Below are 14,230 nucleotides of genomic sequence, written 5' to 3' on the forward strand. Positions count from 1 at the left end.
ACACTCGTCTTTTTCGTCGTTATTCTTCTCGATTAACTCCCATTTTCCTTCGACCTTCGTCTTTTTCGTCGTTATTTTTCTCGATTAACTACCATTTTTCCTTCGACACTCGTCTTTTTCGTCGTTATTCTTCTCGATTAACTCCCATTTTCCTTCGACCTTCGTCTTTTTCGTCGTTATTAGTTCTTGAATCATGTATTCCGCCATTCCCATGGAATCGTTACCAGGCGGCTGAATATTGAAATCCTCCTTTATCATGACAGAAAGCAAGAGGGACGCCACTAAAACATCACTCTTATCCCTTTTTCTGTATAAGCCCAAACCCAAGCCCGACCGGATCCACCAGATAGGCAAGATAGAAATCATCAAATTCCATTTTGTCCCTTACCACCGTTGCCCCATTTTCCGTTGCAAGAGAAATGGATTCGTCAATCGATTCCACTTCTATCTGAATACGGGTTCCATGAGGGTAATCTTTTGGCCCTTTACTGATGCCCCCATTTACAGCTTGATTTTGGTCATTCCCTGTCTTGACTGGCCAATATCCCCAATTCGGTTCTTCAATCTCCCATCCGAAAACATTGGAATAAAACTCAGCTGCTTTTTCCGGTTCCTGGCTGTTTAATTCAAATCCGGTTACTTTCGCCATTGGTCTCGCCTGCTTTCTTTGTCTAAATTTACCATTCCTAGTACCTTTTCCGCCAAAACATCATTTTCTTCCAGCCCAACCTTGTGACAAAGACATGCATGAACTCTTCTGAATTCCGGGAACATGCTTGTCATTACCTTCATAATTTCAGAGGGTTCCGGACTGCTGAACCATTCCTCCAGTAGTTTTAGCTGCCAGGTTTCCAGTTTGCTCCTTGTTCCCTGCAATCTGGCCCAGTCTCCAAAGGTATTTGGCTGCAGCCCTGCTTCCATATGCCATGCTGTTACTATGGATAACCGGAGATTGTCCAGGCAGTGCAGAGCATAATATATCTCCCCCCGGCTCACTCTTCTGTATATCTCATGTACATAGGCAAAAAATTTATTTCTCCAGCTTTCTACTTCCTCAAGAGCGGGATGGTAAGTTAAACCTTTTGACTTTTCCGATAATGCAAGCATTACTCCAGCCATATCATGAACAATCTTTATATTCTGAAGCCATACAGATGGCTGGAGCTGTTGGGAACGATAATAAAATGCATCTACTTTAATAAAATTAATATAGTGTGCAACTGTATGTGATGCGCGGGGATTATCTTCGAAGAATAATACATTTCCCCATTTTTTCGCCCTTTCCTTTTTATTAAGCCTATATTCCTCAAATACCTTATCATTCACGATAATCCGCAGATCAATGTCTGAAAATAAATCCGTACTGTTTTCTCCTATGGAACCGCCATAAAAAACAGATAATACATTTTGATCAAGTATCAAATCCTTTTCAATAGAATGCATGATTCTTTCTCTATGTCGCGGAAGTTCAGAATCTCTTCCTTTGTATTTAGCATATAATCCCATTCATACAAATCCGCCTCCAATATACTAAATTCTTTTAGACTTATCCGGCAGCAATTCCATTACCCCAAATTTCCTAAAAACATCGCCTTTACCTGGCAGAATCACTTGTATATCTTCCCCATAATCGCTCACCAGTTCCCTGCACATTCCCATGGGGAGACCACACGGGAATCAGACCCTTCACTGTTTGATAGTACGGCAATAATAGTCTCAAATTCCTGATCGCTTTCTGATATGGCTTTTCCAAGTACAATTGCTTCAGCACAGACAGCAGCTCTTCCAACATAAGCTTCAAGATTCACCGCAGTATAGACCTTGCCGGAATTGGTTCTGACTGGTGCGGCAACATGATGTTTTCCTTCCTGGTATAATTTCTTCATTAATTTATTTGCTGATTCTATCATTTCCATGTCATGTGTGTTCAGTATGCTCACCCTAAATTCCTGCTTTTTGCTTTTAAATTTTTCAGTCTTTTAAAGTCTTTGCTCAAGCATGATTGTTTAAAGCGCTTTGACTGCTTGAGGCTGTTAATGTCAGAGCGATTATCATAAGATAACTGAATATGAAAATAGTTAACATACTCGAGGATGGCAAAGATATAGATAAAGGCGGCAATAGTCAGTCCCTGAGGTGTTGATGGTTGCCACATATAATAATCTGCTATGAAGGCAGCAGGAATAATTATTATGATAGCAATGTTCCATTTTTTTATGGCCCTTAACTGTTTAATCAGCCTTATCGGTGCAGCAGCTGTATTTTCTTTTTTTAACCTCTTCCATTTTACAAACCAATAAATGGAGCCTTGAAGGAGTAAAAATTCCAGCAGCAGAAACGATGACCAGAAAGAAAAAAGTGAATATAAATGGAGATCAGGATAAGCATAATTCACCATATAACTAACAAAAACAAACATTATGAGACTCGTTGTTTCACCAGTAAAAAGATAGGAAAATCTCTTCAATATTCGATTCCTCACCAAAATTCCTCACTTCCGGGTAAAGAGTACCACTTATTAGTAATACGAATTTTCTAAAAAAAGGTTTCAAAAAAAAACTCCAGCCAAGGCGGCTGAAGATTTTTATTATACTGCTTTTTTAGGATATGGCCCGTATTTATTTGATCCAGGTTCACTATCCATTAGAGTAAAGATGAGGATTATAATCCCCCCGATTAAAGGAATCAAAGAAATTAGAATCCACCAGCCGCTTTTCCCGGTGTCGTGCAGCCTTCTGACAGTTACAGAAAGACTCGGAATTAACATAATCAGAGAGAAAAGAGTTGTAAGGACTCCAATGTCCTCTGTAATCTCCCATCCAAAAATCATCTCAATAATAGTTAAAATGATTGAGATGAGAAATGTAAACAAAATAAACATCCAATATTCTCTTCGTCTGGATCTTCCGCTGAAATTAAATGATTCTTTAACCACATTAATAAATGCATTCATGCTGTTTTCACCTCCGCTGTACACATCCATCTATTATATCAATAATAAAAACCCTTTTTCAGCAGGGGAAAATATGGATTTTATCGAAAATTGAATGTTCTCCCCCAAAAATGAAATAAAAAACTCCTGCCTCTAATTAACGGAGCAGGAGTCTTTTGTTCCTCACCTTAGCAGATATAAGGACTTGCACTGAATGATTTTTGCGGCATATTTCTATAGTGGTGATAAACATGAAAATACTGACAACACTTCGAGGTTTGATAAAGCACGAGGCAAAAAAATTGTTCGATAACAGAATGGCCAGGCATAAAGATAGGCTCCCAAACAGATAATGAGCTTCCGGCACAAGCAGGAAGCTTTAATTTCACCTAATAATATGCAAATCAAACACATAAAAATAGGGGGCATGATACCACTTTTACAGGAGAAATAATTCTTGACTGTAACCCAGTCGAAAAGAAGTGAAAAAATGACCCAGGCTGCTGTATAGAAGAAAAAAGAGGCTTGCTTTCTGGCATGAAATTTAAAAAAATAATCCCAAATGATGCTTTCAAGAGTCAGTTCAATGATACGGACTCCCAGCTACGCTTCCCCGCTTTTTAGCTTATATAGGCGAAAATATAAACTTAGCATTGCATCCGTTCTTAAGTTAATTAAAGCAATGACAACCCAGCTGACGTAAATTTCTATTTTCGATAAGAGCTTTTATCAGATTATTTGGCAAGGAAAGATAAGGAAACCAATACATACAATGAACCGCCTTTTATTGTTTCAATACTTTTGATGGAAAGAACTTTTCTGCTCTAATAAAATCATAAATTTATAAAATAAAACGAGAGACAGCAGAAGAAATGGATCTACCATAATCGAATACCATATTTTCCATGTACCATAATTAAAGTAACCCCAGGGTTCAGGAAGCAGAGCCGCCATTTCATAAAGGATAATTGCCGCAACAAAGAAAAACATATAAACCATTTTTTTAATAATCCCTTTTGAAAAAGGGTATCCGTTCAAAAAAATGATGTTTACCGGCGGAATTAAAAATAACCTCGGCAGCAAGCCTGCCCATTCAACACCTGGAGAAAAGTACCAATAATGATGATGTTTAAATTCAACAACTAAATCAAATAACATCTGAAAAGCTATTGTAAAAGTCCAGATTTGCAATACTTGGCTGGGAGTCATTTTTTTATTTATTTTGAAGGCAATCATATTAAAGGCGATTATTGAAGCTATAAGTAAGATCATAGTTATTCCTTATATCTCTTTCTCGAAAGTTTATATTATTATTATTTACTAATTCGGACGTCTGCTATGCAAAGGAGGCGAAGACAATTGACCTGATATGAAGAAGTACAAGTCCATCGGATTCGAGTCTGCTACGACACCCATGCCGGAAGGATAAATGTAAAAGAGAGCAAGCGGCCAATCTTATTGGCCAATTGCTCTCTTTTTCGTTATTATGCCCCCATTTTCACCATCATTTTCAGCTGCTTTCGAGCCCTGAAGATTCTGGTTTTTACAGTTGAAGGATTTAAATTAAGCATAGCCGCTATTTCCCTTTCCTTTAATCCCCGGTCTATTTTCAGCAAAAGAATATCTCTATAGCTGCCTGTCAGCTTCTTTACAGCCCCGGTGATTTCCTCAGCAGCAAAGCCGGATTCAACTTCCTGCTCGACATTCTGTTTTGTAGCAACACCGAGACATTCGAGCATGTCCTGCTCCATCGGCACAGCAGCCTTCCGCCTTTCTCTCCGAATAGCGTCCAGGGCAGTCCTTCGGGCAATGACAGACAGCCATGCCCCCGCTTTTTCTTCATCGATAATCGTTTCCGCTTTCTTCATGGCTTTAATAAAAGTTTCTTGAACGATATCCTCCGCAAGATAAGCGTCTCTTGTCATTGAGAAACATATATGATAAAGGCGTTTATAATGACACGTATACAGCTCGGTAATATCCATAATCCATCCTCTTCCCTTACTCCTCTATATTCAGTGAAATGCTCACCTTGAACAAGTCACCATCTGTATCTATTTCAAGATTTCCATCATGAAGATCAATAATCGATTTGGCTATGGCAAGCCCCAGGCCTGAACCATCTGTATGCCTTGATTTATCTCCTCGTTTGAAACGCTCGAACAGTTCTTCGCTTTGATCGTCCAATTCATATTTAGAAACATTTTTAAACGTTATAACTGCCTGGCCTTTCACTTTCGCTATCGCAATATAGACCCTTGAGTTTTCCAATGAGTATTTCAGTATATTGCCAATTAAATTATCAAAGACTCGCCAGAGCTTTTGGCCATCTACGAATGCGATTGCCGGATGATCAGGTTTGGTTACTCTGAAATGCAGATTGGATTCATTAATAGCGTTATTATGCTCCGCGAGAGCCTGCTGCAGCAGCTGGATAAGATCCACTCTTTCCTTCCGGAGCTCAATATTGCCGCTAGCCATTTTCGAGACTTCGAATAAATCATCAATCAAAACCTTTAGACGTTTAGACTTCCGGTCAATGATTTCAAGGTAGGCAGAGCGATCGTCCTCAGAAACCTCACCTGACTTCAGCAGCTCCGTGTACGTAATAATGGAAGTTAATGGTGTTCTTAGATCGTGACTGACATTTGTTATCAGCTCCGTTTTCAGCCTTTCGCTTTTTGCCTGCTCGCTAAGGGAAGTTTTGACGCCCTGCTTCAATACATTAATATTTCCTGCGAGTGAAGCCAGAACACCTTTTCCTTTAATCGGCAAGTCCTGGCCCATGTGACCCGTTGCCAATTCATTTGCGGTCTCAACAATTCGGTTGAAATAGCCTAAGCGCCTGATTAGTGCCATAACCAGCGGAATACCTGCAAACGCTAAGAGCATTACATAAAACAGGGCAAATAGCGGATGGAAGAACATGACAATTGAACCCATTCCCATTCCAAAGATGATTATTAGAACAACAAACAGCTGCGTTCCTGTACTCCGGTTTAAAAAGGCTTCCTGCAGGCTGGTTTTCAAACCGCCAGCCGTTCTATAAACCAGACTCTTTTTCAAAACTGCCTTTGCGTTTTCCAAGTCCTTAAATTCACCCGCGATATATTTGAGCTGAACAATTGTCAGACCGCATAGAACAGATGCTCCAAGTAGCACAATAATCAATTCAATAACACGCGGCAGGATATTGTAGGAGTCTATTAGAAAATCATTTATCAGAAAAAGAGCTAAACTGCTCCCTATTACTGTCAATCCCAAGAAGATTATTCTTAAATCAATAGGGAGCTTATTATATAAAGGCTCCCACCTTTTGATTTCAGCAGACAGGGCCTTTGACCTTCTGCCAGCAATCAATGCAGCGATAACAGCCAAAACCGCTGAGCCGCCATAGATTAATAATACAATCTGCTTTTGTTTGAAAAGATTATTTTGGTCAATGAACATATTTGAATCAGGAAGATTTTTAGCCAGGCCAATTTGTCCTTTGAAGTAGCCTGATTGCGATTCTACCAGCGACTGTTCAAACCCCTCATACCCCCCCATAATAATATGAAGGAAGTAATTTTTGTCCATGGTGTAATCGGTATGATAAACCATCTCTTTTTTCATTACTTCATCCGGAGACTCATTTTTGGATTTGGACAAAGTTAAATTGGTGTATACTTCACCAGTGGAAGTGTCCTCAAAATAATAAGTAAATGAATCCTCATAAAAGTCATACTGATCCCGCAATTGTTCTTTTTCCTTGAAAAACTCTTCTATTTTTTCTTCTTTTTCTTTTATCACTTTGGGGCGTACGTGTTCATCGCTCTCAAAGTTCTTCGTAATATCCTCGATTCTTTTGTTCATCTGATCGGTTAAAGCCTTGGCAAATTCATTATTTTCAGTGTCCTTTGCCTCTTGGATTCTATATTCATATTGGCTTCTAATATTATCTATTTGTTCAGGCAGAGTCCCATAACGATAGCGATGTTCATGGATGTCCTCTTCCGACACCTCGATGGCTTCCTTAGCTTTTTCGAGGGTAAGGTTATTCAGTTCGAACATTTCCAGGTATCCGGCATATTGATCCAAATCACTTCTAAACTGATTTGTGTGAAAATAGTCCGGGTTTGCATATTCCCTTCCGTTTATTAGAACAGACAAAACGCCGCTCGCTCCGTAAGCAAATAAAACCGTTATCATCGCAATGATGAATTTATTTTTCCATCTTGTATCCAATTCCCCATACCACCTTTAAATATCTCGGATTTTTCGGGTCGATTTCAATCTTTTCACGGATTTTCCGAATATGGACTGCCACCGTATTTTCTGCGTTATAGTACGGCTCGTTCCATACCCGTTCATAAATTTCATTAATGGAAAAAACGCGTCCGGCATTCGTCATTAAAAGTTCCACAATTTTATACTCGATCGGAGTCATTTTCACTGGCTCTCCATTAACACTCACTTCTTTTGCTTCCTTATCCAGCATGAGACCGTTCAGATCAATCACTTTTTTGACTCCTTCAAACGTTCCGAATGTCACATATCTTCTCAGCTGTGATTTCACACGGGCAACCAATTCCATAGGATTGAAAGGCTTGGTCACATAATCATCAGCTCCAACCTGCAGCCCCAGGATTTTATCTGTATCCTCTGTTTTGGCACTCAGAATAATAATCGGGATGTTTTTCTTTTCGCGAATTTTATATGTAGCTGAAATGCCATCCAGCTTTGGCATCATGACATCCAAAATAATCAGATGCACCTGATTCTCATTCAATATCTCCAGAGCTTCGATTCCATCTTTCGCTTTTAATACAGTAATGCCTTCATTTTTAAGATAAATTTCTATAGCATCTCTTATCTCTTTTTCATCATCTACAACGAGTACATAATAGTTATCCATAATCCCCCTGCTTTCAAGGTGCTCTTTTCATATTTTTATACTAAACGCAAAATCTTAACATTAATGTAATAGAAATCTTAAGAATTTCTTAAGATTGAATCTGCATTTCTTAAGTTTTACATCCCTTCTATTTTATAATGGATGGAAATGGAAATATAGACTTGTAATGGTAAGTCATAAAAAAGCACCATCCGCCAGCTGTCCCAGCTGGTGAATGGTGCAAAAAGTGATTTAGAAATGTCATTTATTCTGTAAGAAGACTGCTCTCAATACGAACGGACGGGCGAAACAAGCTGAATATAAGATTCGCCGCTGACAGGCTTGATTATAACCGGCTTCATTGAACCGCTGAAGCTTAAAAGTACATGCTCTTCCTGAATAGCTTTTAGGGCATCCATTAAAAAGTTCCCATCAAGTGATATGGATAGTTCCCGCTCGCCGGTGATTTCTAACAGAGGCTGTGTTTCTTCAATTTTTCCAATGGCAGAGGAAACTGAAGATATTTTTAATGCCCCTTCTTTTATCTCCAGGAGGACATTGTTATTCTTCCATTCGAGGGCAAACAGGCAGGCACGGTCAATTCCCTTTAATAGTTTTTTTGCGTCCAGTTTTATAACTGTTTTCGCTTCATTCGGGATGAGTCCAGTTACATCAGGATACTTGCCTTCAATAAGCCGTGAACAGAGCATGATCGATTTTGTTTTGAAAACTAAATAGCTCTCTGATGAGAAGATTTGTACTTCACTTTCTTCCTGATGAGCCAATAGCTTTAAAAGTTCCTTTAGGCTCGAGCCTGGAACAATGAAAGACCCTTTGGAGGCAGAAGCGATACTTGTCTGCAGAAACGCTAAACGATGTGAGTCAGTTGCCGCACACGAAAAGTGATTTTCTTTAACAATCATATGCACTCCTGTGAGCACCGGCCTTGTATCATTCTTCGAAGCTGCAAACACGGTCTGCTTTATTATTGCTGATAATTTTACAGAAGAAATTTGGATCTCGTGCGAATTATCAAATTCAGGAAGTTTTGGATACTGTTCGGCTGGAAAACCATTTATGTATGTGATAATTTCATCTGATATGATTGTCACGTTATGCTTTTCATTCACTTTGATATGTATGTCACCCGGCAGCTTTTTAATTAGCTCTGTCATGTATCTGGATGTTACTACAACACTGCCAGTCTTTACTATTTCCAGTTCAGCCCCTTCATCAGCAGCAGGAATGACTTTTTCAATCACAATATCAGAGTTGCTTCCAGTGAGTCTTAAATGGTTCTCACAAGCAGTCAGCTTTATCCCGGTTAAAATCGGAAAAGGTGTCTTGGCAGAAATTGCACTGCTTACTTCTCCAACGGCTTTATTAAAATATTCATTCTTAATTTTAAACTCCATTCATACCCCACCTAATTTTATCGATAGGATATTCTTTCGACAAAATTCCTGAAAATTCCTTTTACCTTATCAGCATAACTTTGTTTGAACAGCTCCAAGGGAATAAGTTTATCAGCTTTTACGGCATGGAGGATTTGCCTTATCACTTTGGCATCGCGAAGTGCCTCGTCTTTTAAGCGATTAAGGTTTGACAGGTTCACCAAGCTATCGGCAATTTCCTCTTCCTGAAGGTTTAAAAAGCCCCCTCTTATTTGAGCAATAAAAGGGAATAAGATGACTGATGGTTTGTACTGCTGGTAAAGTTATAGATACCAGTTGTATGGGTCAGGTTTACGTCCAAGCCCGTTTCTTCTTTTACTTCTCTTCAGGCAGCCGCAAGGATATCTTCCCCTTTTTCAACACGGCCGGACGGGAAATTCCATTTATTCTTTACCATGGGTTTATTCTCTTTTATCATCAGCACTTTGCCTTCCTGTAGAATTGATGTGCTGGCAGCAAGCACGATTTCGTTCTGTGTCATTCGGTATCTCTTCTTTCCTATTAATTCACCCAGTGCTGAGGTCTCTGTAAACCCTTTGGCAGCTTCGTATACATGTCCCCTTTTGCTGAATTAACCTGAGCCTGTGTAAGAAAAATACTTCCCATTAGATTAGCTCCGCTTAAATTCGCGTCCCTCAAGTCTGCACCAATAAGATCCGTATATCTCAAGTCAGCTTTGCGCAGGTCAGCAGCAATAAACAGGGAACCTCTTAAATTTGCTCCGCACAACACCTCACCGCTTAATCTGGCTCCGATAAAATCTCTCCGGCCGCTATATTTTTTCGCGGATTTTTGATTCAATCCTGAATTCTTCCTGACAAGCTCACTGGCTTTCAGAAGCAGCTTATTAACTTCACCCCTATGTGACTGGACATCAGTACCCATAATCACACCCGGTTCCATATTAGTTAAATCCTCTGTTTTGTCCAAAATTTCTCTGACTTCACCATGAATAGGCCTAGCGGCTTCCAAATATAGAATTTCTGTTAAGTAGAAAAGCATTTCATGAAGCTGATGCATAATGGGAAACACATCAAACATCTCTTTCTTAAGTCCGGGATGTGTGCGCCAGTCTCTATTCATAAAAGTGTTTTGGGATACTTTTTGGCCTGCTCCAAAGCATTCAAATGAAGTGCATCCTCTGAAGCCTTTTCCCCTTAGGTCTGCATGTATCTGACAGCGAAAATCAGCTTGCAGATTGGGACATGGATTACCTGCTTCCTTATCAAAAGCAAAGTCAGCAGATTTTGCATATGGGAGGGCCACACAGCAAAGCCCAAAACAATTTTCACAATCGGGTATTAAATAACTCATCTGTTTAGGCAAAACGCGCACTTCCTATCGTTCATAGTACAGGAAAGATTTCAGCAATATTTTTTCAGTTGTTACTGTTCTTGACTTTCCTGCCGGTAATGTTTATTCTTTCTGCAAATGGAAATTATTCTTAATATCTCATTATAAAGGAGTGACTTCATGTCCAGGAATAAATATAAAGAAAAGGCAATGAGTGCCGTAGGCAAGCTAAAAGCCAGCCTTAAAGGAAGGCTTTATGAAATGGCAGAGATTCCTTCAGTTTCTGTTAAGCAGCTGTCAGAATTCATCCAGCAGCATCCCGATACGCAAATAACAAAGAAAGAACTCCTTGGAAACACCTACACTTTCTATCGTCTAAATGCGAATGATGACTTTCTGTATATGGAAACAATTAATGAAAGGATTCTTCAATTGGATGGATCCTCACACGGAAAAAGATTTGTCTCTTATCGATCTTATCGGGATTCCCATAACTTGAATACTCCAATGAGGATAACGTAACGGCCTTCAGTCAAGTGAGCTTCACATCAAGGGAAGCTCACTTATTTTTAATTGCTGCCGATTGGCTTATAAGATATTTTGACAGTTTAATAGTCTCCTCAATTCGATCACGCTTACTTGTATAATGTCTATTTTCCTCACCTCTGCGAATATTGTTGGCATCCACTATGATTGGGTGCCATTTTTCCGGCAAATGCTTTAAGGAGTACTCCCCAGCCCCTTGCTTAGAGATAATATCCTTCTCTCTCAATGTGTAAAACTGACGCAAAATGCCGAGCACCGTCCATTCAACTTCTTTATCAATCGCAGAGTCGGCTGTTTGTGTAAGTTCATCAATCGATTCCTCGTATGACTGGATTCGATTTGCCCAATATGTATTCATGTTCTCATAAGTGTACGAAACCAAATCATTGGCATTTATCTCTATAACCGGAACATCCCCATAAATGACAATACCATTCTTCTTTAAAAGCCACCAGGTGACTGGATTCAGAAAATGCCCATAATTCATTATCCCGTTATTATAGTAGAAACATTCACAAAGCGTTCCCAGGTCATTTTGAGTTAAATAAACCCCATCCATCTCAGGAAACTGATATTTGTCTGCTAGTATCCTATGGATTTCCTTAGCTTTTTTTAATTCTGATTCAGTTAAACCGCTTTGTGTAACCGCAATAAAATCAATATCGCTTGATCCTTCCACAAAAGCATTCAGTGCAAGCGACCCGTGCAAATAAAGGCCTTCAAGCTGATTGGGCATATATTCATTTACTAGATCTATGTACTCATTTAATAAATCATTAACCACTATTGGAAGTTCTCGCATTCACACTTCTCCCCTAACTTCTAATAGAAAAAGCCTTCTCATATCATTTTCAAACTCAGCATTCATCTTTACTATATCGGTTTGTCCCACATTATGGTACCAGTATCGATATTATTAAGTTTACTAAAAAAATGAATTTTTTCAAAAAAAGTAACGTATTAAATAAAAGGTTAGAATTTTGCATGATGCTGATATCCAACTTGTCATGAAAGCGAGGAAAACGAATGACTGTGTTAGAAGTAAGAAATCTGCAAAAGTCCTTTGGCCAAATAAAGGCTGTCCAGGATATAAGTTTCTCGGTTAATGCCGGGGAAGTCTTCACTATTATCGGTCCAAACGGAGCTGGCAAAACAACTACACTGGAAATGATTGAGGGCCTTGTTTCACCCGATAACGGTGAAATCCATTTTGGCGACCTCGATTGGAATAAGCATGCAGTTTCAATAAAGAAGAAAATTGGCGTCCAGCCACAGTCAAGTGCCATGTTTGATTTATTAACACCAGAAGAAAACCTGAACCTTTTTGCATCCTTTTACGACCATGCACGGCCAGCCAAAGAAATCCTGGAAATAGTCAATCTTACGGAGCACCGGAACAATCATGTAAAAAAACTTTCAGGCGGTCAGAGGCAAAGACTTGCCATTGGACTGGCGCTGATTAGTGACCCTGAAATCATTTTTCTGGATGAACCGACTACCGGCCTTGATCCCCAGGCCAGAAGAAATATTTGGGATATCATTCTTCACCTTAAAGAACTAGGCAAAACAACCATTCTTACCACTCATTACATGGAAGAAGCAGAGAAATTAAGTGATCGTGTATGCATCGTGGATCAGGGGAATGTGATCACACTTGACTCCCCTTCCGCACTCATAGAGAAGCTTACAGATGAACGGGAAATAAGGTTGAGTTTTCTTGATGGCGTAAGTGCTGCAGAGGATGCTGATATGTTCTCGAAGGATCTGGAATCTGTATCCAAAACGGAACGGGAAGGGGCAACTCTAAAAATATGGGCAGCAAAGCCTGAAGAAACCCTTTTGGACTTATTTAAGTTTACAAAAGAAAAATCATTCGGGGTGGAACAGGTCTCTATACGGGAAATGAGCCTGGAAGATGTGTTTATTGCGTTTACCGGCAAAGAATGGAGGGATTAAGATTAATAGATACCATCAATTTAAAATGATGTTTTTGGCACAGCTGAAATTAACTCTTCGCGAAAAACAGGCATGGTTCTGGGGCATCTTTTTCCCGGTTATTCTAATGGTTATCTTCATGGTCATCTTCAGCGGAAATTCAGATGAAGAGTTTAAAACCGAAGTGGCTGTTGTGGATCCAAGCCCGAATCCAGCTTCAGAGATGATGCTTTCTCAAATCAGCGGACTTCCCGTTTTGGAAGTCAAATCAGGAAAGCCTGTCACGAGGGATAAAGCGGAGGAATGGGTAAAAGATCAGGAAGTGGATGCCGCCATCATCCTGCCGGAGTCGGCAGAGGCTTCCTCTGTTTTCCTTGTAATAAACAAAGAAAATGAACAGGGTGCCGCAGCCCAGGCAGTATCCGGCATTCTGGATAAGTTTGTCCAGCAGGCCAATTTAATGGCTGCAGGTGCTTCTCCGAAATATGATTTGCAATATGAATCGATAACCTCCGGCACCAATGAATTGGATTATACAGATTTCCTATTAACTGGGATGATTGCTTTATCCATTGCCCAGGGAGGGATGTTTGGCATGGTGGACCTGGTGGATATGCGCAGAAAGGGATTAATCAAAAGGCTGCGGATGACACCGGCCAATATGGGCATCTTCGGATTAAGTGATATGGTTATGAGGCTGTTGTTCAGTATTGTGCAGATCATCCTGCTTTCATTAATAGGTGTCCTCGTATTTGGCGCCAATCTTTATATTAATCCTATTACCTTGATTATCGTATTCCTGATCGGTGCTTTATCCTTTAATGCACTTGGCTACTTCTTCTCATCTTTCAGCAAAACAACAGAAGCTTATATGGGAGTAGCCAATATCTGCAGTTTTCTCATGATGTTTTTAAGCGGAGTGTTCTTCCCTATTGAAACGATGCCTGAATGGATCCAGCCAATATCCAGCATCCTGCCGCTAACCTATTTTGCTGAAGGCTTAAGGGAAAGCATGGTGTATGAAACCGGCATTGCTACAGCAGCACTTTGGGCAGGAATTGGCGTGATGGTGATATGGGGAGCCGTTACTTTTCTTTTGGGGTCCTTGCTTTATAAGAGAAAAGCGATTGCTGCTGACAGATAATGAAAGAAGTGCCAGCTGCCAAAATCGGCCATCTGGCCTTCTTCATTATT

Annotated in this window: 17 protein-coding genes and 1 pseudogene; 3 read left to right on the plus strand and 15 right to left on the minus strand. The window is 39.8% G+C overall.

The annotated features are described in order from the left end of the window. Positions 1 to 84: 84 nt before the first annotated feature. The 14 genes and pseudogenes from NR125_RS09930 to NR125_RS09995 form a co-directional block, all read right to left on the minus strand. On the minus strand, positions 85 to 258 hold the full coding sequence (locus NR125_RS09930; protein WP_256815236.1) for a hypothetical protein: 174 nt from the start codon (positions 256 to 258) through the stop codon (positions 85 to 87). Positions 259 to 295: 37 nt separating this feature from the next. Continuing rightward, complete coding sequence (locus tag NR125_RS09935) at positions 296 to 649, minus strand: VOC family protein (RefSeq protein WP_009333647.1); 354 nt, start codon at positions 647 to 649, stop codon at positions 296 to 298. Then, on the minus strand, positions 637 to 1,506 hold the full coding sequence (locus NR125_RS09940; protein WP_256815237.1) for an aminoglycoside 6-adenylyltransferase: 870 nt from the start codon (positions 1,504 to 1,506) through the stop codon (positions 637 to 639). Before NR125_RS09940 ends, NR125_RS09935 begins: the two co-directional genes overlap by 13 nt. A gap of 24 nt (positions 1,507 to 1,530) precedes the next feature. Next, positions 1,531 to 1,916 (minus strand): annotated as a pseudogene (locus NR125_RS09945) (cytidine deaminase). 20 nt (positions 1,917 to 1,936) lie between these two features. After that, positions 1,937 to 2,482, minus strand: coding sequence for a hypothetical protein (locus tag NR125_RS09950; RefSeq protein ID WP_050807812.1), 546 nt, complete (start codon positions 2,480 to 2,482; stop codon positions 1,937 to 1,939). A gap of 105 nt (positions 2,483 to 2,587) precedes the next feature. Beyond that, positions 2,588 to 2,953, minus strand: coding sequence for a DUF805 domain-containing protein (locus tag NR125_RS09955; protein WP_009333644.1), 366 nt, complete (start codon positions 2,951 to 2,953; stop codon positions 2,588 to 2,590). Between the two features lie 771 nt (positions 2,954 to 3,724). After that, a complete protein-coding gene (locus NR125_RS09960; protein ID WP_019382560.1) occupies positions 3,725 to 4,204 on the minus strand; it encodes a hypothetical protein in 480 nt (159 codons plus the stop codon). A 212-nt stretch (positions 4,205 to 4,416) separates the two neighbouring features. Next, positions 4,417 to 4,917 carry an RNA polymerase sigma factor gene (locus NR125_RS09965; RefSeq protein WP_019382559.1) on the minus strand — a complete coding sequence of 167 codons (501 nt, stop codon included), beginning with the start codon at positions 4,915 to 4,917 and terminating at the stop codon, positions 4,417 to 4,419. Between the two features lie 16 nt (positions 4,918 to 4,933). Next, positions 4,934 to 7,159, minus strand: coding sequence for a sensor histidine kinase (locus tag NR125_RS09970; protein WP_256815238.1), 2,226 nt, complete (start codon positions 7,157 to 7,159; stop codon positions 4,934 to 4,936). Next, the gene (locus NR125_RS09975; RefSeq protein ID WP_009333640.1) at positions 7,137 to 7,829 is read right to left on the minus strand and encodes a response regulator transcription factor; all 693 of its coding nucleotides are present in this window, start codon (positions 7,827 to 7,829) and stop codon (positions 7,137 to 7,139) included. Before NR125_RS09975 ends, NR125_RS09970 begins: the two co-directional genes overlap by 23 nt. A gap of 266 nt (positions 7,830 to 8,095) precedes the next feature. Next, positions 8,096 to 9,223 carry a DNA polymerase III subunit beta gene (gene dnaN / locus NR125_RS09980; RefSeq protein WP_256815240.1) on the minus strand — a complete coding sequence of 376 codons (1,128 nt, stop codon included), beginning with the start codon at positions 9,221 to 9,223 and terminating at the stop codon, positions 8,096 to 8,098. Positions 9,224 to 9,240: 17 nt separating this feature from the next. Beyond that, positions 9,241 to 9,423 (minus strand): hypothetical protein, encoded by a 183-nt coding sequence (locus NR125_RS09985; RefSeq protein WP_162272008.1) that lies wholly within the window; start codon positions 9,421 to 9,423, stop codon positions 9,241 to 9,243. Between the two features lie 164 nt (positions 9,424 to 9,587). Next, positions 9,588 to 9,743: an NUDIX hydrolase gene (locus NR125_RS09990; RefSeq protein ID WP_009333638.1), complete on the minus strand. Its 156-nt coding sequence runs from the start codon at positions 9,741 to 9,743 to the stop codon at positions 9,588 to 9,590. Positions 9,744 to 9,763: 20 nt separating this feature from the next. After that, positions 9,764 to 10,576, minus strand: coding sequence for a pentapeptide repeat-containing protein (locus NR125_RS09995; protein WP_033196601.1), 813 nt, complete (start codon positions 10,574 to 10,576; stop codon positions 9,764 to 9,766). 159 nt (positions 10,577 to 10,735) lie between these two features. Here NR125_RS09995 and NR125_RS10000 point away from each other — a divergent pair, with 159 nt between their 5' ends. Next, entirely contained in the window at positions 10,736 to 11,077 is a 342-nt protein-coding gene (locus NR125_RS10000; RefSeq protein WP_009333636.1) for a hypothetical protein, read from the plus strand. Between the two features lie 37 nt (positions 11,078 to 11,114). Here NR125_RS10000 and NR125_RS10005 read toward each other — a convergent pair whose 3' ends face one another. Further along, the gene (locus NR125_RS10005; RefSeq protein WP_009333635.1) at positions 11,115 to 11,903 is read right to left on the minus strand and encodes an aminoglycoside adenylyltransferase domain-containing protein; all 789 of its coding nucleotides are present in this window, start codon (positions 11,901 to 11,903) and stop codon (positions 11,115 to 11,117) included. 224 nt (positions 11,904 to 12,127) lie between these two features. Between NR125_RS10005 and NR125_RS10010 the strand changes: the two genes are divergently transcribed. Then, positions 12,128 to 13,057: an ABC transporter ATP-binding protein gene (locus NR125_RS10010; protein WP_009333634.1), complete on the plus strand. Its 930-nt coding sequence runs from the start codon at positions 12,128 to 12,130 to the stop codon at positions 13,055 to 13,057. A gap of 25 nt (positions 13,058 to 13,082) precedes the next feature. Continuing rightward, positions 13,083 to 14,180, plus strand: coding sequence for an ABC transporter permease (locus tag NR125_RS10015; protein ID WP_033196599.1), 1,098 nt, complete (start codon positions 13,083 to 13,085; stop codon positions 14,178 to 14,180). Positions 14,181 to 14,230 lie beyond the last annotated feature (50 nt).

It is taken from the genome of Cytobacillus sp. Bac17 (genome assembly GCF_024519925.1).
Taxonomy (GTDB): domain Bacteria; phylum Bacillota; class Bacilli; order Bacillales; family Cytobacillaceae; genus Cytobacillus; species Cytobacillus pseudoceanisediminis.